This is a genomic window from Kribbella sp. NPDC051620 (assembly GCF_044453825.1).
Lineage (GTDB): Bacteria > Actinomycetota > Actinomycetes > Propionibacteriales > Kribbellaceae > Kribbella.
The window spans coordinates 460,489-479,024 of the sequence record NZ_JBITDB010000002.1; the positions used below are offsets into that span (position 1 = coordinate 460,489).

The window sequence follows — 18,536 nt, forward strand, 5'->3', positions numbered from 1 at the left end:
CAAGCCCCACCGCCAACCCTCACCCCCCAGCCTCGCCCGCGCCCTCGTCCTCCTCACCACATCGCTCCCACGCACTTTGAGCACCGAGCAGTCGCCACTTGGGCGATCGGACGACTGCCCGGTGCTCAAAGTCATCGGTGGGCTGGTGCGGTGGAAGTCGAGGGGTGGGGTTCGGTGCGGAGTAGTGGGGGTTATCCACAGGGGCTGGGGTGACGAGGTGCGGACGGAGGTGCTGGAGGGTCAGGGTTAGGGGATGGATCGGCTTGGTGATGAGGTACGGAAGCGACTCGAATGCGTGTGGGGCATGCCGACGAGTCGGCGCGCGTTGCGCGAGCTCGGATTGTCCGACAACGATCTGCGGCGGCTGGTTCGCAACGACCACCTGCACCACGAGCGCAAGCACTATCTGGACGCCGGCATCGATCCCGTCCTGGCCAGAATCGCCGGAGCCCAAGCGGCGTATCCCGAGTCGGTCATCAGTCACTTCAGCGCCGCCGCGCTGGCCGACCTGCGGACGTGGACCGACAGAGCAAGGCCACACCGGCCGCCGACCGCTGCAGTCTGGCTCACCCGCCACCCGTCCGCGAAACGGAACCAGCGTCGCGATGACGTCGTACTACGTCGTGCAGGGCTTCCGCTCGGCCACCTGACTCGTCAGAACGGGTTCCTGACGACCTCGAACGCTCGGACGGTCGTGGACCTGGCTCGCGAGCTTCCGGCGCGCGAGGCCGTCGTGTCGATCGACCACGCGCTTCGAACCGGTACGCCGATCGAGGCGATTCAAGCAGTACTCGACCGCCAGTACCGGTGGCCGGGGATCCGCAGAGCACGGGACGCCGTGGCGCTTGCCGACCCCGGCTCCGAGTCGGCGCTGGAGTCGATCGCGCGGCTCGCGTTCATTCGCGGCGGGCTGCCTGCGCCGAATCTCCAGGCCCAGTTCTGGGACGGCTGGAAGTGGATGCTGGAGCGAGTCGACTTCTGGTGGCCGGAGCACCGCACAGTCGCCGAGGCAGATGGGTTGGCGAAGTACGAGGCAGACACCGCGGTTGAGCGACGACGCCGATTGCGAGACAGCTACGAGAGGGATCAGCGGTTGAGCGACCTGGACGTCGAAGTGGTCCGGTTCGGATGGGAGGACGTCGTCGGCGACAGCAGCCGGCTCCTCCACCGGCTACGCCAGGCATTCATCCGCGGTGGACGGCGTACCGGTCCATCTCCCACCTGGCGCTCCGCACTTGTCCTCCCACCCTCCACCGCCGCCTAACCACGCCTTTATCCCCATCCGCCCCCTCACCCTTCACCTTCACTTTGAGCACCGAGCAGTCACTCGAATCGCGAGCCGACGACTGCTCCGTGCTCAAGGTCGTCACGCATCTCGGTGCGAACGGCGACTTTGAGCACCGGGCAGTCGTCGGGGCGGTGGTTGAGTGGCTGGCGGGTGCTCAAAGTGAGCTGGTACGCCGGAGCGTGGCGTGGGTTGGGGCGGGGTGGTGGGTGGGGTGTTTGGGGATTCGGGGGTGGGGCACGGGGCGGGTTCACCGCAGTCGATGCTAGGAGAAGCAAGTGCTTACCCTGACCGAGAACGCCACTCTGGTGATCAAGAGCATCACGGGCGTCGAGGGCGCTCCCGAGGGTGCTGGGGTCCGGATCTCCCAGGACAACCCGACCGATCCCGCGCTGGCCGTGACGACGACCGAGTCGCCGGCCAAGGGCGACCAGGTGCTCGAGGAGAGCGGTGCCCGCGTCTTCCTGGAGCCCAACGCGGCCGCCACGCTGGACGACAAGATCCTGGACGCCGCAGTAGACGACAAGGGCGGCGTCGAGTTCCTCCTCGTCCCCCAGCCCGGCGCGCACTGACCCACACGCTGAGCTTGATCGGCTAACCCTGCACTTCACACGACAGGCTGTGTTGAGAGCAGGGCGTAGCCCCGCTGGTGGTCAGGGGCGCAGCCCCGCCGGTCGTCCCGGGTGTAGCCCCGCTGGTGGTTCAGGGGGCATAGCCCCGCCGGTGGTTCAGCGGGCACAGCCCCGCCGGTGGTTCAGGAGGCACAGCCCCGCCGGTGGTTCAGGAGGCACAGCCCCGCCGGTGGTTCAGGAGGCACAGCCCCGCCGGTGGTTCTGGGGTGTAGGCCCGCTGGTGTGGTTGGGGGTGGGTTAGAGGGCTGTGCGTTGGGCTATCCAGCTGTTGTGGAGGTGGGTGTAGACGCCGCCGGCGGTGACGAGGGTGGCGTGGGGGCCTCGCTCGACGATGCGGCCGTTGTCGAAGACGAGGACTTCGTCGGCGGCTTCGGCGGTGGAGAGGCGGTGGGCGATGGTTACTGAGGTTCGGCCGGTCATGAGGCGTTCGAGGGCCGCGTTGACCCGGACCTCGGTGCCGGGGTCTACGGCTGAGGTGGCTTCGTCGAGGACCAGGAGGTCGGGGTCGGCGATGTTGGCTCGGACCAGGGCGACCAGTTGGCGTTCGCCGGCTGAGAGGGATTCGCCGCGTTGGCCGACCGGGGAGTCGAGGCCGTCCGGGAGGGACTCGAGCCAGTCGGTCAGGCCCAGGGACTCGAAGGCGTCGAGCAGCTGGGCGTCGGTGACGTCGGGGCGGCCGAAGCGGACGTTCTCGGCCAGGGACGAGTCGAACAGGTAGCCGTCCTGCGGCACCATCACCACCCGCTCGCGCAGCGAGGCGAAAGCGATCTCGCGGGCATCGACACCGTCGAGCAGGACAGCGCCGGAAGTCGGATCCATCAGCCGGGTCAACAGCTTGGCGAAGGTCGTCTTGCCCGAGCCGGTCTCACCGACCACCGCGACCCGGCGGTGCGGTTCGAGCCGGACGTCGACGTCACGGAGTACCAGCTCCCCGTCCGGATAAGCGAAGTTCACGTCACGGAACTCGACCGTCACCGGCCCGCGCGACTGATGCACCCCGGCCTCACCCGGATCGACGACATCAGCAGGCGTAGCGATCACGCCGAGCACCCGCCGCCAGCCGGCGAAGGCGCTCTGCGCATCGGTCAGCACCTGTGTCGCGATCTGCACCGGATCGGAGAACAACGCCACCAGGAACATGAACGCCAAGATCTCGCCCAGCGTCGCGTGCCCGTCCACCCCAAGCAGCACACCTGCAGTCAGTACGCCGGCATTCGCCAGCCCCGCCGCCAGCCCACCGATCGAGAACGTGATCCCGGTGATCGCCTGCGCCTTCGTCGCCGTCTTGCGGTAGTCCTCGATCGACGCGTCGATCCGCTCCTGCGTCCGCTTCTCGATCGCGTACGCCCGCACGACCTGCGCCCCGACCACGGGCTCGGCGATCGCCGACAACATCTCCCCGACCTTCGCCCGCACCACGCCATAGGCCGCGGACATCAGCCGCTGCAGGTACTTCAGGCTGGCGAACAGCGGCAGGAAGCAGATCAGCACGACCAGCGCCAACTGCCACGAGTACACGAACATCACCACGGTCGCGAGCAGCATCTGCCCGATGCTCACCAGGAAGATGAACCCGCCGAACTGCAGGAACTGCGACACCGTGTCCACATCGGACGTCACCCGGCTGACCAGCGCACCCCGTCGCTCGGTGCTCTGCGTCAGTACCGGCAGGTCGTGCACGTGCCGGAACGCCTTGATCCGCATCGTCGCCAGCCCGCGCTCCGAGTTCGTCGCGAGCCGCACGGTCGTCAGGTACGACGCGAAGGCCGTCACCAGCACGCCACCGAAACACGCGACGCACATCCACGCCACGAACGACATGTCCGGCCCACCAGGACCCGACAACCCCTTGTCGATGGTCTGCTGCACAGCGATCGGTACGACGATCCGCCCGCCGGTCATGGTCAGCGCGAGCAACCCCGTGATCCACCAGCCGCGCGCCAGCTCCGGCGAGATCCGCAGACCCTGGCGAAGCGTCTCCAGGCCGCCCGCGTTGTCACCGGCGTCGAGACGGCTGGACGATGCGGCGGTACTCACGCGGACGCTCCTTCGGAGTCGAGATCATCGAGTTCTGCTTCGAGCGCGGCCTCTTCCTCACGCCGCGCCGCGTCCTTCTCGTACGCGTCTACCAGGTCCCGGTACGCCGCCGAGCGCTCCTGCAACTCGACATGCGTCCCCTGGTCGGCGATCCGCCCCTCATCGAGGAACAACACCTCATCGGCCAGCGCGATGGTCGCCTTGCGATAAGCGATCACCAGCACAGTCGTCGCCGCTTGAGAGCCCTGTACCGCCGTACGCAACCCAGCCAGGATCCGCGCCTCCACCTGCGGATCCACCGCGCTCGTGGCGTCGTCGAGAATCAGCAACCGCGGCCGCCGTACCAACGCGCGGGCCAGCGCGATCCGCTGCCGCTGCCCACCGGACAGCGTCGTACCGCGCTCCCCCACCTTGGTGTCGAGCCCGTGCGGCAAGGACTTCACGAACCCGTCGCCCTGCGCGATCCGCAACGCGTCCCAGACGTCCTCGTCGGAGTACTCCCCGCCGAGCGTGATGTTCCCGCGGATCGTGTCGTCGAAGAGCCAAGCCGTCTGCGCGACCAGCGCGACCGACCCGGCCAACTCATCGCGAGCCAGCTCCCGCAGGTCCAGCCCGTCGACGGCGACCGCCCCCTCCTCGGGATCGACCAGCCGGGTGAGCAACGTCGTCAGCGTCGATTTGCCCGACCCCGTCGGCCCGACGACAGCCACCGTCCGCCCGGGCTCGACCACGAAGTCGACCCCGGCAAGCACATCGCGATCGGGCAGATACCCGAAGCGCAGATCGGACACCTCCACCCGAGCCGCCGAGGCCGAGGTCAAGCGAAGTGAGCCGTACTCCATCCCACCCTCAGCCTTGAGCACCCGCTGTACCCGGTCCCAGCCGACCACGGACCGCGGCAGCTCACCGAGCACCCAGCCCAGCGCCCGGATCGGAAACCCGATCAGCGTGAACAAGAACGCCACCTGCACCACATCGCCCGCGTCGGCCGCGCCCGAACGAACCCGCCCGACCCCGACCAGCAGCACCGCCAGTACGCCGACGCGCGGCAACCCCTCGATCACCGGGTCGAACGCGCCGCGAGCCCGGTTGACCGCGATGTTCGCGTCGCGCAACGCGTTGGTCGGCCCGCGGAAGCGCTCGGTCTCGGCCGCCTCACGCCCGAGCGTCTTCACCACGAGCGCGCCGTCGAAGGACTCGTGCGCGACCTCGGACACGTCCGCCCGCAACTCCTGAGCCCGGGTGGCGAGCGGCTGCAGAGTGCGCTGGAAGATCACGTTCGCGACGAAGACGAGCGGGAAGACCAGACAGCCGACCAGCGCGAGCCAGACGTCGGCGGCGAACATCGCGGCGATGGCGAACCCGAGCATCGCTATCACCCCGACGGCCATCGGCAGCGGGGCGATCGGGTACCAGGTCGACTCGACGTCCGCGTTCGCGTTGGACAGCAGCTGGCCGGTCGGGTGCTTGTGGTGCCACTCCAGCGGCAGCTTCAGGTACTGCCGGGTGACGCGTTGCCGGTACGTCGCCTGCAGCCGGAACTGCATGACGCCGGCCCCGATCCGCCGGCCGACCACGCCGATGGCGCGCAGGATCGCGATCCCGAGGAACAGCGCGATCAGCGACGCGACCGCGCCGAAGGTGGTGTCACCCCGCTCCAGCGCCGGCCGGATCACGTGGTCGGTCGCCCAGCCGAGCCCCCAGCCGTCGGCGACCGTCATCGCGCCGTACAGCATGCTCGCCGCGACCGACCAGGTGAACACCCACGGTTCTTCCCAGATCGCCACTCGCAGGACCGCGAACCCTCGCCGGGTCACGCTCCCCTTGCTGGGAACCTTCGGCTGTGGCACGCAGACATCCTTCGAACGACACTGTCAGGACCGTAGCCAGCCACGAAGCTGACAACGATTGACATTCTGCCATTGCGCGCCGACAACTACGATCGAGTTGTGACCGATTACAGCAAGGTAGAGCGACTGGCGCTGTGTGACCTGTTCGACGAGGTCGGGCCTGATCAGCCGACGCTGTGCGAGGGATGGATGACGTTCGATCTCGCCGCCCATCTGTACGTCCGGGAGAACGATCCGATCGCGCAGCCGGGCATCATGATCGCCGGGCTGGCCGACACCACCGGCCGCCGAATGGAGCAGGCCAAGGCGAAGTACGGCTTCGCCGGGATCGTCGACAAGGTCCGCAACGGGCCGCCGCGGCTCTCGATCTACGGGATCCCGGGGATCGGGCACAACCTCAACACCACCGAGTACCTCGTGCACCACGAGGATGTCCGTCGCGCGGTCCCCGACTTCACCGTCCGGGCGCTGCCGGCCGAGCAGCAGGAGGGGCTCTGGAAGCAGGTGAAGCTGGCCGCCAAGTCGATGACGCGCAAGGCTCCGACCGGCCTGGTACTACGCCTGCCGGACGGCAGCGAGTCGGTCGCCAAGAAGCCGACCGCCGAAGGCTCGGTCACGATCACCGGCGAGCCGGTCGAACTGGTCCTGTTCTGCTTCGGCCGCCAAGCAGTCGCCCAGGTCAGCCTGGACGGCGAGCCGGCCGCGGTAGAGCGCCTCCAAGCAGCATCCTTCGGCGTGTAGGTACCTCAGTCGGTGACCGGCTCGCCCGTGGGTTGCTTTGCTGCGGCGGACTTCTTGCGCCAGCGCTGGATCAGGCTGCTGACCACCGTGGTCAGCAGCACCAGCACGATCGCCGCGACCACGCCCTGCCAAGGCTTCGGGAACAACGCATACCCGAGCAACCCGATGGCCATGTAGACCACCGCCCACAACGACGACGAAATCAGGTCCACCACCGCGAACCGGTGCCACCGATACCCCGCCAGCCCAGCCGCCAGCAACACCGGCACCCGCCCGCCGGGGATCAGCCGCGACGTCAGCAACACCGTGATCTCGTGCTCGGCCAGCCGCACCCGCAACGCATCCAACGACGCGTTGTTCCGCAGCCACCCGACCCGTTGAGCCAGCCGCTCCCCGCCCGCCCGGCACGCGGCGTACACGATCAAGTCACCCAGATACGCACCACCGGCACCGGCGATCAGTACGCCCACCAGCCCGATCGGATTGCTGTGCGAGGCCAGCACCGCACCCGCCGACACCGCCGCACCGGTCGGCAGGATCGGCAGTACCGCACCGATCAGTACTGCCCCGGCCAGCGCCGCCAGGTACACCCAGCCGAAGTCATCACCCGTCATCGCCCGACCACCTCGGTCAACTCGCCCGGCGCCAGCAGCTCCACCTCGACGGCAGGGTCCACCTCGGCCATCACCTTCTTGAACTCCTCCCCCGGCGGCAGGAACAGATCCGGCCGCAACCGATCGCACCCGATCGGCCAGAACGTCCCGAAGTGCACCGGGATCGCGATCCGCGCGCCGACCCGCCGTACCGCCTCAGCGGCCCGGACGGGGTCGAGGTGCCCCGGCCCGAGCGACGGACCCCAGCCGCCGACCGGTACGACCGCGACATCCACCGGCGCCACCTCCGCCGCCATCGCGTCGTACAGGTCGGTATCCCCCGCGAACCAGACACTCGGCGAGCCTTCGACGCGGAACCCGAGAGCAGGTCCGCGATGAGCGGACCAGGGCAGCCGCCGGCCGTCGTGGTCGGCGGTGACGACCGTGATGTCGAGCTTGCCGATCCGCAATTGGTTGCCGGGGGCAACTTCAATGCAGCGGTCCGAGTAGAAGGCGCCGCTGTGCGCGTCGATCAGCTTGGCCGCGCCCCGTGGCACGACCAGCGCCGCGTCCGGCGAGACCTTCGGCAGCGACGTCAGATGCAGATGGTCGGCATGCAGATGCGACACCAGTACCGCGTCACAGCGGCCGGCCTCCGGCGTCGGCGCGGGGCCACGGCGGCGCCGGACGTGCGCGATCCGAGCAGTCAGCACCGGGTCGGTCAGGAGCCTGGTGCCGTCCGACTCGATGGTGGTGGTGCTGTGCCCCCACCAGGTGATCCGCACTCTCAGGCCTCCACGCTTGCATCCGACGAACTCTCCACCTGGTCCTCGACCTCAGGTTCAGCGTGAGACTCGAAAGCGTCGTCGGGCTTGCGCTGGCCGAGCTGGTCGAGCCAGCTGATCAGGAGGCGGTGGATCGCATCGGAGCCTACGGGTGGCTCGTCGACGGCCCAGCGGCGCGGGTGCACCAGGACGGCCTCGGTCTGCCAGCCGCCGATCCCGCCGTGGCAACCGACCAGCTCCTCGAACGCGGCCACCTCCCGGGTGTACTCGTCCAGCCGGCTGATCACCACGATGTCCCCGTTGTGCGGCATCTCGGCCTGCCGCAGCATCGACGCGGCCGCCTGCGGACCGTACGGCTCCAGCGGGTCGGCGCCTTCGATCCGGCCCGAGCGAAGTACGTGGACGCCGGCCCGGCCGATCGCGATCGGCCCTTCCGCGAGCGTCTCCACCACGACGAACCCGACGCCCGGATGCGTCGCGAGCCCCGGGATCAGCCGCGGGTGGAGCAGTTCGATCTCCTCCAGCGGCACCCGTCCCGGAGTCCTGGCCAGGTAGATGAGGGCAAGGTTGCCCGAGGCCGTGACGATCATCTGCTCGTCGGCCGCGATCGGCGGCTCGCAGTCGGCGGGGCCCAGCTCGACCTCGCCCCGGACGGCCTTGCCGTGCAGCGCCTTGCGGGTCACCTTGCCGCCCATACTGGTCCGCATGGTCAGCTCGGTCAGGAACGCGTTGACCGGGCCCCAGCCCTCGGACCGGCCGGTCGCCGCCACCGGTTCCTTGGTCGTGTCGACCAGGTCGTCGACGACCTGGGTGAGGGTCCGGCCGTACCGCTGGAGGAAGGTCGAGCCCTGGCTCTGGCCGTGATCTGAGAGGACCACGATCTCGTACGAGTGCGGCAGGATGTCGATGATCCGCTGGAGCGCGCCGAGCACGCGGTCGAGCCCCTCGAGCGTCTGCAGCGACTCCGGCCGGGTCGGACCGGCGTGGTGGGCGACCTCGTCGTAGTCGACGAAGTCGCAGTAGATCGCCGGGGTGCCCTTGACCAGCTCGTCGGTGATCAGCGAGACGTTGAGGTCACGCAGCAGCACGTTGGAGATGGCCCGGAGGAAGATGTACGACCCGCCGCGGTTGACCCGCGGTACCAGGTTGCGAACGCGTTGCCGACGAGCCTGGTGGAGTTCCTTGACCATCTCGGCGAAGCAGAGCACCAGTCCACGGGCAGCACCCTGCGGGCTGGAGAAGAACCGGACGTACCCCCGGCTGCGGCCGTCCGGCAGTGCCGCGCGGCTGAACACCAGCTCCGACTTGGGCGCGTCGCCGGACCAGTTGTTGCTGATGCTCGCGCCACCATCGGCAAGCAGCCCGCGGCCGGTGGACATCCGCGCCTCGATCTCGGCGGCGTCCCGGGCACGGTTGGTCACCATGATCCGGCCGGTCTCCTTCTCATACCACCGGAAGGCCGGGATCTGGCCGGATCCGCCGTGCAGGATGCCCGCCTGGCTGGCCGGTGTGGTCGCCGGTACGCCGGTGTGCCACTCGACCATCGAATGGCGTCCCTCCCGGATCCAGCCACCCAGATGCGGCAGGTTGCCCGACATCACCATCCAGTTGAGCAGCGGCGCCGACAGCCCGTCGATCTGGATGATCAGCATCCCGGTCTTCGGCGCGGCGTCGATCCGGCGGGCCCGGCGCCGGACGACGCGCATCACCTCGGAGACGTAGGCGTCGTCACTGCCGGCGTACGCGATCCAGCCGACGAACGCGCTGACGGACGACATCACGATCGACACCACCAGCGCCGCCTCGGGGCCGCCATGCAGGTGCACGCCCGGATCGATCGTGACGCCGAGGTAGACGACCGCGAACTGGCTCAGCAGCCCGCCGATCAGCACCCCGACCGAGCCGATCAGAACCGCGATCCCGGCCAGGATCCAGCGCACGATCAGCCCGATCACCGCCAGGATCACGACCAGCCGCAGGATCGGCCAGGCGCCGTCACTGCTGCTGATCTGGGGCAGCGTCCAGAAGGTGATCAGCAGCGAGACCAGCGAGGCGAGTCCGCCGAGGATCATCGCCTGCAGGCCGCGGGTGGTACGGCGCAGGTCGAGCCAGACCGGCCTGTGCTGCCGCCGATCGCTGGAGATCTGCTCGGGTGGTTTTGCCATCAGGTACTTCGAACTCCCCGCTCGCCCATCACTGCCACCCCGAGCCTACGAGCCCACCCAGCAACCGCCCACTCCGCCACACCCCGGATTCTCCCCCGACCGTCGACTCAGGGTCACTGGAGTTCGAAGTAGTCCACCTCCGTGTAGAGGTCGCCTTTGGTCAGCCGGACGGTGTTCCAGCCGACATTCAGAGTGATCGGTACTGCCGCCTGGTGCCAGTTGTCCCAGCCGGTGGCCGGGTAGCTGATCGTCCCCTGGCTGTTGCCGTTGACAACCACGCCGTGGCTGGCCGTCGCGCCCATCCCGTTCGCGTAGCCGACGGAGAGCGTGTAGCCGCCTGCTGACGGAGCGAACACGGAGACCTGCACCCAGGAGTCCGCGTAGTCGATGTACGCCGCGACCGCTCCCTGCGATGCGCCGGCAGCTCCGGTACGGACCGAGCAGTGGTTGAGGGTGCCGCGCTCTGCCTCGGTACGGACCCGGCTGCCCCGGACGACCGGGAAGTCGTTCGCCCAGCCGAGGTCGGCGACGTACAGGTGCCTCGAGCCGTTGACCCAGCCGTGCAAAAACACCTTGTCCCCGACGAAGTCAGCCCCGCCGGGTCCGCAGACGTGGTTGTCGAAGCTGGCCGTGGTCATCAGGGGGCGGAAGGCCGTCGTCCACGGGCCGTTGAGGCTGGACGAGGTCGCGTACGAGGTCAGGTAGTTGCAGTCGTTGTAGCCGCCACCGGAGTAGAAGAGGACGAACTGGCTCCCCCGCTGGACCAGGTCCGGCGCCTCGATCACGCCGCTGGAGGTGAGCATCGCCGTGTTGCCGCCAGTGAGGGCCGTGCCGTTGTTCGTCGTCCTGGTGAGCCACAGGGTGGACGGCTGGCCGATCGCATTGCCGTCGTTCTTCCAGGTCAGGTACCGGGTGCCGTCATTGGCGACGAAGGTGTTCGCGTCGATCGCGCCGCCCTTGTCGAGCGGGCAGATCAGCGGCTGGCTGCCGACTGGAGTGAACGGGCCGAGCGCCGAGCTTGCGGTGGCGACGCCGATGCACTGCCGACCGGACGCCTTGTGCCAGGCGGTGTAGGTGAGGGTGAAGCTGCCGTCCGGGTTCGGATAGACGTCCGGCGCCCAGGTACGTCCGGCCTGTGCCCAACTCGCCGACGGGCCGCCGGGCATCGCGTCGCCGCGAATGGTCCACGGACCGTTGGCGCTCGGCGCGGAGGCGACCGGGACGTGACCACGACCGTTGTTGGTCGAGTAGGCATACCAGGTGCCGTTCTTGGCGAAGACGTCCGGATCGGGGAAGTCCTCGCCGATGATGTCGGCCGGGAACGCTGCCGCTGTGATCCGCTGAACGGCGGCCTGGGCGGGTGGATTGAGCATGGTCAGGGGCAGGACGAGGGCGGCGATCGCCGCGAGGACTCTGTTGCGCATAGGGGCTCCTCAGGTGGGGCGGTACCTGTGCGACCCACTTTTACATCGATTCACCTGAGAATCGAGAGCTGGAAATCTTTTCGATCCATTGACAGGCAATGCCATAACGTGGAAATTACTTCCACATGGACGACTCCGACATCCTGCGCCGGCTGCGCGAGCTGAGGCCCGCGATGGGCGGCGCGCTGGTGCGGATCGCCGACTTCCTGCTGGCCGAGCCGGCCGAGGCCGCGCGGCTCACCATCACCGACCTGGCCGATCGCACCGGCACCTCCCCCGGCACCGTCACGCGCTTCTGCCACACCGCCGGCTTGTCCGGGTTCGCCGCGCTCAAGGTCGCACTCGCCGAGCAGGTCGGCCGCTCCGGCGCGAGTCGCTGGCGTACGGACATCGGCCGCGAGATCGAGCCTGCCGACGACCTCGACCAGGTCCTCAAGGTTATCGTCGCCGCCAACACCCAGGCGTTGCTCAGTACCGCGGACCAGCTCGATCTGGCTGCCATCGATCAGGTCGCGCAGGCGATCACCGGAGCGCGCGCCATCCATCTCTTCGGCGTCGGTACCAGCGCGATCACCGCGGACGAACTGCGGATCCGGCTGCAGCGGATCGGTTTCGCCTGCTGGCTCTGGCCGGAGGTGCACGGCGCTCTCACCGCGGTCACCCTGGCCGACGAGCGCGACCTCGTGATCGGCATCTCCCACTCCGGCCAGATCACCGAAACCATCGACGTACTCCGAACGGCCCACGGCGCCCGAACAGTCGCGGTCACCAACGACCGCACCTCGACTCTCGCCGCCGAGGCCGATCTGGTCCTCACCACGGCCCAAACCGGCGCGGCCCCCGCCGACGCTCTGGCCGACCGCCACGCCCAACTGCTCGTCCTGGATGTTCTCTACACCCGAGTAGCCCAGCTGAACCACGCCCGCACCCTCACGGCCCTGGAAACAACCGCCACCGCGATAGACCCCCACCGCACCCCCAAGCCCAAGCGCCGCCGCACCCGGCCCAGCTGAAGGAGTTCCATGGACCGCCACACCACCCCCGACCCCACATCCCCGGCAAGCCCGCAAGGCGCTCTCCTCACCCCCAGCCGTCGCACCGTTCTGAGCAGCCTGGTTGCCGTAGGCACCGTTCTCTCAGTCCCCAAGGCCTTCGCCGCCCGCCGCCCCACCGACGCATCCGAAGCTGCCGCCTTCACCTTCCTGGCCGAGAAGATCGACCAGTACGGCACCGGCACCGCCCTCCGTGTCCCGCAGAGCTACACCGGCGGCTTCTTCGCCGACCTCAACTTCGTCTCCTCGTTTCTGTACGACGACGCCCTCACCGTCATCGCGTTGCTCCGCGAGGGATCCGCCGCTCAATTGACGAGAGCCAAAGTCCTCGGCGACGTCTTCCTCTACGTCCAGCAGCACGACCCGATCGGCGACGGCCGGACCCGAGCCTCGTACCAGCCCAACCCGCTGATCACCGCCGACGGCTCGCCCTACATCGGCTCCCCCGCCGCCTACTCCGGCAACCAGGCCTGGGTCGGTATGGCGCTCTGCCATCTCTACCAACGCACCGGCCAGCGGAAGTACCTCAACGGCGCCCTCACGGCGGCGAACTGGATCCAGTCCAAGACCTGGTCAGGCGCCGGCATCCCCGGCTACACCGGCGGTCGCAGCGCCGACGACCAGCCGCTCACCTTCAAAGCGACCGAACACAACATCGACATCGGCGCGTTCTTCGCGATGCTCAACCAGCAGACCGGCGACCGGGCCTGGTCGGCCCGCTCCCAGCAGGCGTTCGCCTTCATCCGCGCGATGTGGGACAACCCCGGCCGGATGCTCTGGACCGGCACCAACCCCGATGGTGTGACGATCAACCACTACCCGATCCCCGCCGACGTCCAGATCTGGGCGTACCTCGCCACCCGCGACGCCCGCTACAGCCAGGCCGTCGACTGGGTGATCGCCAACTTGGCGGCAACCGACGGCGGCTTCACCGGGATCAGCTTCAGCAACACAGATACGAGCAAGGTCTGGTTCGAAGGCACCGCCCATCTGGTCACCGCGCTCAAGGTCCGCCGCGCTCCTGGCGACCAGGCCCGGATCAACACCTATTTGGCCAGCCTCCGCGACGCCCAGCTCCGGGCACCGAACGCCGACGGCAAGGGCATCGTCTCCGCCTCCTCCGACGGCCTCGACACCGGCTTCGGCGACCTGTACTACGCGTCGCTCCACACCGGCGCCACGGCCTGGTACCTGCTCGCCGCCACCGGCACCAACCCGTTCGTGGTCTGACCGGCCCAACCGATCGGGCACGATCACTGGACCGGAAGGGCAACCGCGATGGAGACTCCGGGGTAGTTGGATTCCGCCAAGGTTTGAGGGGTTCTTGTGAGGAAATTACCGAGGGTGTCCGGGCGCGGCCTGATGGCGTTGACGGCCGTCGTCGCGGCGACCGCCGGCCTGGTGGGTCAGTCGGCCGGAGCGCCGGCCGCGGTACAGCAGGTGCAGGCGACCGGGTTGCAGCAGCAGTTGGACACGTTGCTGGCCGATCCGCGATTCCAGGGATCGCAGGTCGGCCTGCTGGTCCGCGACGCGACCACCGGCGAGACGCTGTACGACCGCAACGGCGGCACCCGGCTGGTGCCCGCCTCCAACACGAAGCTCTTCACGTCGACGGCCGCGATGCACACGCTGGGAGCCGGCTACCGGTTCCACACCGACGTACTGGCGACCGCGCCGGTGAAGGGCGGGAAGTTGCGCGGAGACCTTTATCTGAAGGGCTTCGGTGACCCGACCGCACTGGAGAGCGACTACGTCGCACTGGCCAAGCAGATCGCCAAGGCCGGGATCGAGCGGGTCGACGGCAACGTGATCGCCGACGACACCTACTTCGACCACGTACGCCTCGGCGACAGCTGGGCCTGGGACGACGAGCCGTTCTACTACAGCGCGCAGATCTCCGCGCTGACGCTCGCTCCGAACACCGACTACGACTCCGGTACGGCGATCGTCGAGAGCCGGCCGGGCGCGACGGTCGGAGCACCGGTCAAGCTCAACCTGGTCCCGGCCAACGGCGTGCTCAAGCTGATCAACACCGCCACCACGGGCGCGGCCGGGTCGGCCAACACGCTCAGCATCGAGCGCGACCACGGCACCAACGTCGTACGGGTGACCGGCTCGGTACCGGCCGGTGCCACCGTCGGCCAGGAGTGGGTCACGGTCTGGGAGCCGGCCCTGTACGCCGCGGACGTCTTCCGCCGGGCCCTCAAGGCCGAGGGAGTCCGCGTCGACGGCAGCACCCGGGAGGCGGCGACGCCGGCCACGGCCAGGCAGCTCGCCCGCGACGAGTCGATGACGGTCGGCGAGCTGATGACGCCGTTCCTGAAGCTGTCCAACAACATGCACGCCGAGACGCTGGTCAAGGCGATGGGCGCGGTCGCGAAGGCGGACGGGAGCTGGCCGGCCGGCCTGGGCGTCGTCACGGCGTACGCGAAGAGCGTCGGCGTCGACACCGCGACGATCCGGCTGTCCGACGGCTCCGGCCTGTCCCGCAAGGTGAACGTGACCCCGAAGAGCGTCACCGACATCCTGCTGGCCGCGGAGAAGGAGCCGTGGTTCCAGCAGTGGTACGACGCGCTGCCGATCGCGGGCAACCCGGATCGCTTCACCGGCGGAACCCTGCGGTCCCGGATGGCCAACACGCCGGCCGCGAACAACCTGCACGGCAAGACCGGCTCGCTGACCGGCGTCACGGCACTGTCGGGCTACGTCACGACCAAGGACGGCCGCAAGCTGGTCTTCTCGATGATCACCGACAACTACCTGACCAGCCCGCGCTCGGTCGAGGATGCGGTCGGTGTCACCCTCGCCTCCTGGACCGACCAAGCGCCGGTCGCCGCGATCAAGCCCGCTCCCGCCGCCAAGGCACAACTGACCGACGACGGCACCGGTCCCGAAGACCCCGGAAACGACTGGATCAAGGACCGCTAATCGAATAGACAGTGCGGCAGTGGTTCAGCACCATGTGGGAATGACTGCCGCACTGCCCACCGGGCACACCTTCCGCCGGCCCACCGAGGACGACGCGGAGGCGATCTTCGAGCTCGTCGCGGCGCGGAACATCGCGGCCATCGGGTCCGCCGACTTCACCCTCGAAGACATGGCCAACGAGCTCGGTGAGCCCGGCTTCGACCTCGACCGGGACGGCTGGCTGGTCTTCACCGGCGAGACCCTGACCGGCTACGGGACGGTCTTCGGCCAGGGTGATCACCACCTGCTCGACATCGACCTCTACAGCGCCGATCCCGCCATCACCGACTGGCTGCTCGGCGAGATCCTCGGGCGCGCCAAGGAGCTGGGCCGCGAGCACGGGCACGCGGAGGTGTCGCTCGACCTCGGCGTCTACCGCACCGACACGGCGAAGCGCGAGCTTCTCACCGCCAACGACTTCGCCCCTGGTACGACGTATCACCGGATGCGCATCGATCACACCGGGCCGGTGGCCGCGCCGAAGGTACCGGAGGGTGTGGTGCTTCGTCGGGGCGCGGCGGACGAGGAGACGCGGCGTGCGGCGCACGCGGTGTTCACCGAGACCTTCACCGGGCAGTTCGGGTTCACTCCCCGGTCGTACGAGGAGTGGTTCGCGGCGCGGGACGCCCAGTCGACGTTCGACTGGTCGCAGCTGAGTCTGCTGGAGCTGGACGGACAGGTGGTCGGGTTCATCGAGAGCAACGACCAGTTCGTCGAGGACGAGAACTGCAACTACGTCGGCCGGCTCGGCGTGCTCAAGGAGGCGCGGGGCCGGGGGCTCGCCAAGTTCCTGCTGCGCGACGCCTTCGCCGTCGACGCTGCCGCCGGGCGGGCCGGCACGATCCTCCACGTCGACACCAACAATCCGACTCCGGCGCTCGGGCTCTATCTCTCGGTCGGCATGCAAGCAGTCCTCGTCATCGACGTCTGGCGACGCACGGTCGCGGTCGACCGATGACGGGCCTGCCGGAGGGTGCGACTTGCCGGCCGATGCGGCTCGAGGACGTCGAGGTGGTCCAGCAGCATCTGGCGGCTCGCAGCGTGGCGCTGATCGGGCTGCATCAGTACAGCCTGGAAGGTGTCGAGGACTTCCTGCGCAATCCGCAGCTCGACCTCACTACGGACACCTGGCTGGTCTTCGTCGACGACGCGATCGTCGGCACCGCAGCCGTCGTGCACAGGCCGGACTGTATCGGCATCGAGCTCACCGCGACCGACCGATCCGTCGCCGACTGGCTGTTCGACCGCGCGATGGACCGGGTGGCGGAGGCGACTCGGGACGCCGGTCTGGGTGAGCAGCTGGTGCGGATCGGGGTGCTGGGCGCTGACGAACTGGTGGCTGAGCTTGCCGCCGCTCGCGGGTTCATTCATGAGACCTCGATCCAGCGGATGAAGATCGAGCACACCGGGCCGATGGACCGGCCCGCCCCGCCGGCCGGGATCGTGGTTCGCAGTGGCGCATCTGACGAGGAGTCGCGGCGGACGGCGTACCGGCTGATCGTGGAGACGTTCGCCGACCAGCCGTCGGCGAGCCCGCCGGAGTACGAGAAGTGGGTGGCGGCACGCGAAGCGCGGTCGACCTTCTCCTGGTCCCAGCTGACCGTGCTCGAGCTGGACGGCGATCCGGTCGCGATCCGTGAGTTCGACCGCAACTTCGTGAAGTCCGACAACTGCGGGTACATCGGGCGGATCGGTGTACTGGCCCAGGCGCGCGGCCGTGGGCTGGCGAAGTACTTGCTCCGGGACCAGTTCGCCATCGACGCGACGGCGGGACTCAGCGGCACTCTGTTGCATGTGGACAGCTCGAACCCGACTCCGGCAGTCGGCCTCTACCTGGGTGTCGGGATGCGGCCGGACATCGTCAACGACAGGTGGCGGAAGACGCTGCAGGTCTAGTTCAGGACGACTCGGTTGCCGGTGGAGCCGGCGAGGACTTGGCGGGTGGCCAGTTGCCAGTGGAGGGCGAGGATGCCCTTGAAGGGTTTGCCTTCAGGTCTGAAGCACTGCATGCCTTCGTCCGATTGGGGCAGGACGGAGTACTGGTAGGCGGCGATCCGGACTGCCTTGGCGTCTTGGGCCAGGACTCGGAGGACCACGTGGGGGACGCAGGTTTCGGTGTCGCCTCGGGTGGCTTCGACGATCAGGCGGTCCGGGGTGGCTGGGTCGGGGTAGGCCCTGGTGATCTCCAGTTCGTGGTCGAGGGTGAGCAGGGTGGTGCCTTGCTTGAACTGTGGGGGCGGTGGGCCGACATCCATCGAGCTGGTCGCGGGTGTGGTGGTGGTGACTGCTGGGCTTTCGTCGGCGTGTTGGCGGTTCACGGCGGTGACCGTGGCGGCGCCGCCGATCACGCCGATGGTCGCGGCGACGGCCATCACGATGCGGCCGCGTCTGCGGCGGTGCAGTGCGCGTTCGACGTACTCGAAGGGGCGCGGCTCCTCGGGCGTGCGCTCGTCGACGTACTCGGTCAGCAGGTCGGTCTCCGGATCACGCATGGCCAGGCACCTCCTCCTCGACCTCCAGTAGCGGCGCGAGCGCCTGGCGGGCACGGGCCAGCCGCGACTTCACCGTGCCGCGTGGCAGTTGCAGTTCGTCGGCGATCTGCTCGATCGACAGGTCGGTCACGTAGTACAGGACCGCCACCGCCCGCTGCGTCGGAGTGATCCTCGCCAGCGCGGCCGCCACGTCCACAGCATCCCCATCAGGACCCTGTACTTCGGAAGCGCGGCCGGTCAGCTTGGCCAGGGCACGCGTCGCGACCTGCTGGCGTCTGAGTCGGCTGACCAGCGCCCGTACCGCGACTGCGCGGACCCAGGCGTCGGGGTCGTCGTACCGGCTGATCTTGTCCCAGCGGTCGAGCAGCTTCACGTACGCGTCCTGGGCCAGCTCCTCGGCGTCGGCCCGCGAGGCGCCGATGGAGACGAGCAGGCCGATCAGGCGTGGCCACGTACGGCGGTAGAGCGCCGCCACCTCTGCCGCCGGATCGCCGTCGAGCTCCCTCACACCAC

Annotated in this window: 16 protein-coding genes; 8 read left to right on the forward strand and 8 right to left on the reverse strand. The window is 68.7% G+C overall.

Annotation, left to right across the window (positions count from 1 at the left end; genetic code table 11):
* Positions 1-253: 253 nt before the first annotated feature.
* Both ACIA12_RS09380 and ACIA12_RS09385 read left to right on the forward strand, forming a co-directional pair.
* Complete coding sequence (locus ACIA12_RS09380; protein ID WP_396366435.1) at positions 254-1,264, forward strand: hypothetical protein; 1,011 nt, start codon at positions 254-256, stop codon at positions 1,262-1,264.
* Between the two features lie 299 nt (positions 1,265-1,563).
* The gene (locus ACIA12_RS09385; protein WP_396366436.1) at positions 1,564-1,857 is read left to right on the forward strand and encodes a Fe-S cluster assembly protein HesB; all 294 of its coding nucleotides are present in this window, start codon (positions 1,564-1,566) and stop codon (positions 1,855-1,857) included.
* Positions 1,858-2,154: 297 nt separating this feature from the next.
* Here ACIA12_RS09385 and ACIA12_RS09390 read toward each other — a convergent pair whose 3' ends face one another.
* Positions 2,155-3,954, reverse strand: coding sequence for an ABC transporter ATP-binding protein (locus ACIA12_RS09390; RefSeq protein WP_396366437.1), 1,800 nt, complete (start codon positions 3,952-3,954; stop codon positions 2,155-2,157).
* On the reverse strand, positions 3,951-5,804 hold the full coding sequence (locus ACIA12_RS09395) for an ABC transporter ATP-binding protein (RefSeq protein WP_396366438.1): 1,854 nt from the start codon (positions 5,802-5,804) through the stop codon (positions 3,951-3,953). Before ACIA12_RS09395 ends, ACIA12_RS09390 begins: the two co-directional genes overlap by 4 nt.
* A 99-nt stretch (positions 5,805-5,903) precedes the next feature.
* Between ACIA12_RS09395 and ACIA12_RS09400 the strand changes: the two genes are divergently transcribed.
* Complete coding sequence (locus ACIA12_RS09400) at positions 5,904-6,545, forward strand: TIGR03085 family metal-binding protein (RefSeq protein ID WP_396366439.1); 642 nt, start codon at positions 5,904-5,906, stop codon at positions 6,543-6,545.
* A 5-nt stretch (positions 6,546-6,550) separates the two neighbouring features.
* On the opposite strand, the gene ACIA12_RS09405 is transcribed toward ACIA12_RS09400, so the two are convergent.
* The 4 genes from ACIA12_RS09405 to ACIA12_RS09420 all read right to left on the reverse strand — a co-directional run bounded on the left by ACIA12_RS09405 (position 6,551) and on the right by ACIA12_RS09420 (position 11,512).
* Positions 6,551-7,159 (reverse strand): DedA family protein, encoded by a 609-nt coding sequence (locus ACIA12_RS09405; protein WP_396366440.1) that lies wholly within the window; start codon positions 7,157-7,159, stop codon positions 6,551-6,553.
* Positions 7,156-7,923: an MBL fold metallo-hydrolase gene (locus ACIA12_RS09410; protein ID WP_396366441.1), complete on the reverse strand. Its 768-nt coding sequence runs from the start codon at positions 7,921-7,923 to the stop codon at positions 7,156-7,158. The genes ACIA12_RS09405 and ACIA12_RS09410 overlap by 4 nt, the downstream gene beginning before the upstream one ends.
* Before the next feature lie 2 nt (positions 7,924-7,925).
* A complete protein-coding gene (locus ACIA12_RS09415) occupies positions 7,926-10,088 on the reverse strand; it encodes an alkaline phosphatase family protein (protein WP_396366442.1) in 2,163 nt (720 codons plus the stop codon).
* 113 nt (positions 10,089-10,201) lie between these two features.
* Positions 10,202-11,512, reverse strand: a complete 1,311-nt coding sequence (locus ACIA12_RS09420) for a family 43 glycosylhydrolase (RefSeq protein WP_396366443.1) — start codon at positions 11,510-11,512, stop codon at positions 10,202-10,204.
* A 125-nt stretch (positions 11,513-11,637) separates the two neighbouring features.
* Between ACIA12_RS09420 and ACIA12_RS09425 the strand changes: the two genes are divergently transcribed.
* The 5 genes from ACIA12_RS09425 (at position 11,638) to ACIA12_RS09445 (ending at position 17,427) form a co-directional block, all read left to right on the forward strand.
* Positions 11,638-12,525, forward strand: a complete 888-nt coding sequence (locus tag ACIA12_RS09425; protein ID WP_396366444.1) for a MurR/RpiR family transcriptional regulator — start codon at positions 11,638-11,640, stop codon at positions 12,523-12,525.
* 9 nt (positions 12,526-12,534) lie between these two features.
* Positions 12,535-13,794 carry a hypothetical protein gene (locus ACIA12_RS09430; RefSeq protein ID WP_396366445.1) on the forward strand — a complete coding sequence of 420 codons (1,260 nt, stop codon included), beginning with the start codon at positions 12,535-12,537 and terminating at the stop codon, positions 13,792-13,794.
* 114 nt (positions 13,795-13,908) lie between these two features.
* On the forward strand, positions 13,909-15,492 hold the full coding sequence (dacB, locus tag ACIA12_RS09435; RefSeq protein ID WP_396366446.1) for a D-alanyl-D-alanine carboxypeptidase/D-alanyl-D-alanine-endopeptidase: 1,584 nt from the start codon (positions 13,909-13,911) through the stop codon (positions 15,490-15,492).
* A 40-nt stretch (positions 15,493-15,532) separates the two neighbouring features.
* Positions 15,533-16,489: a GNAT family N-acetyltransferase gene (locus tag ACIA12_RS09440; RefSeq protein ID WP_396366447.1), complete on the forward strand. Its 957-nt coding sequence runs from the start codon at positions 15,533-15,535 to the stop codon at positions 16,487-16,489.
* The gene (locus ACIA12_RS09445) at positions 16,486-17,427 is read left to right on the forward strand and encodes a GNAT family N-acetyltransferase (RefSeq protein ID WP_396366448.1); all 942 of its coding nucleotides are present in this window, start codon (positions 16,486-16,488) and stop codon (positions 17,425-17,427) included. The genes ACIA12_RS09440 and ACIA12_RS09445 overlap by 4 nt, the downstream gene beginning before the upstream one ends.
* Here the strand turns inward: ACIA12_RS09445 and ACIA12_RS09450 are convergent.
* Positions 17,424-18,023: a hypothetical protein gene (locus ACIA12_RS09450; RefSeq protein ID WP_396366449.1), complete on the reverse strand. Its 600-nt coding sequence runs from the start codon at positions 18,021-18,023 to the stop codon at positions 17,424-17,426. The genes ACIA12_RS09445 and ACIA12_RS09450 overlap by 4 nt on opposite strands.
* Positions 18,016-18,531, reverse strand: coding sequence for an RNA polymerase sigma factor (locus tag ACIA12_RS09455; RefSeq protein ID WP_396366450.1), 516 nt, complete (start codon positions 18,529-18,531; stop codon positions 18,016-18,018). The genes ACIA12_RS09450 and ACIA12_RS09455 overlap by 8 nt, the downstream gene beginning before the upstream one ends.
* Positions 18,532-18,536: the final 5 nt, after the last annotated feature.

Excerpts from the sequence above, each read along its gene's own strand:
- ACIA12_RS09405 (WP_396366440.1), bottom strand. The coding sequence starts at position 7,159 with ATGACGGGTGATGACTTCGGCTGGGTGTACCTGGCGGCGCTGGCCGGG.
- ACIA12_RS09380 (WP_396366435.1), top strand. The coding sequence starts at position 254 with ATGGATCGGCTTGGTGATGAGGTACGGAAGCGACTCGAATGCGTGTGG.
- ACIA12_RS09450 (WP_396366449.1), bottom strand. The coding sequence starts at position 18,023 with ATGCGTGATCCGGAGACCGACCTGCTGACCGAGTACGTCGACGAGCGC.
- ACIA12_RS09440 (WP_396366447.1), top strand. The coding sequence starts at position 15,533 with ATGACTGCCGCACTGCCCACCGGGCACACCTTCCGCCGGCCCACCGAG.
- ACIA12_RS09415 (WP_396366442.1), bottom strand. The coding sequence starts at position 10,088 with ATGGCAAAACCACCCGAGCAGATCTCCAGCGATCGGCGGCAGCACAGG.
- ACIA12_RS09425 (WP_396366444.1), top strand. The coding sequence starts at position 11,638 with ATGGACGACTCCGACATCCTGCGCCGGCTGCGCGAGCTGAGGCCCGCG.
- ACIA12_RS09430 (WP_396366445.1), top strand. The coding sequence starts at position 12,535 with ATGGACCGCCACACCACCCCCGACCCCACATCCCCGGCAAGCCCGCAA.
- ACIA12_RS09420 (WP_396366443.1), bottom strand. The coding sequence starts at position 11,512 with ATGCGCAACAGAGTCCTCGCGGCGATCGCCGCCCTCGTCCTGCCCCTG.
- ACIA12_RS09445 (WP_396366448.1), top strand. The coding sequence starts at position 16,486 with ATGACGGGCCTGCCGGAGGGTGCGACTTGCCGGCCGATGCGGCTCGAG.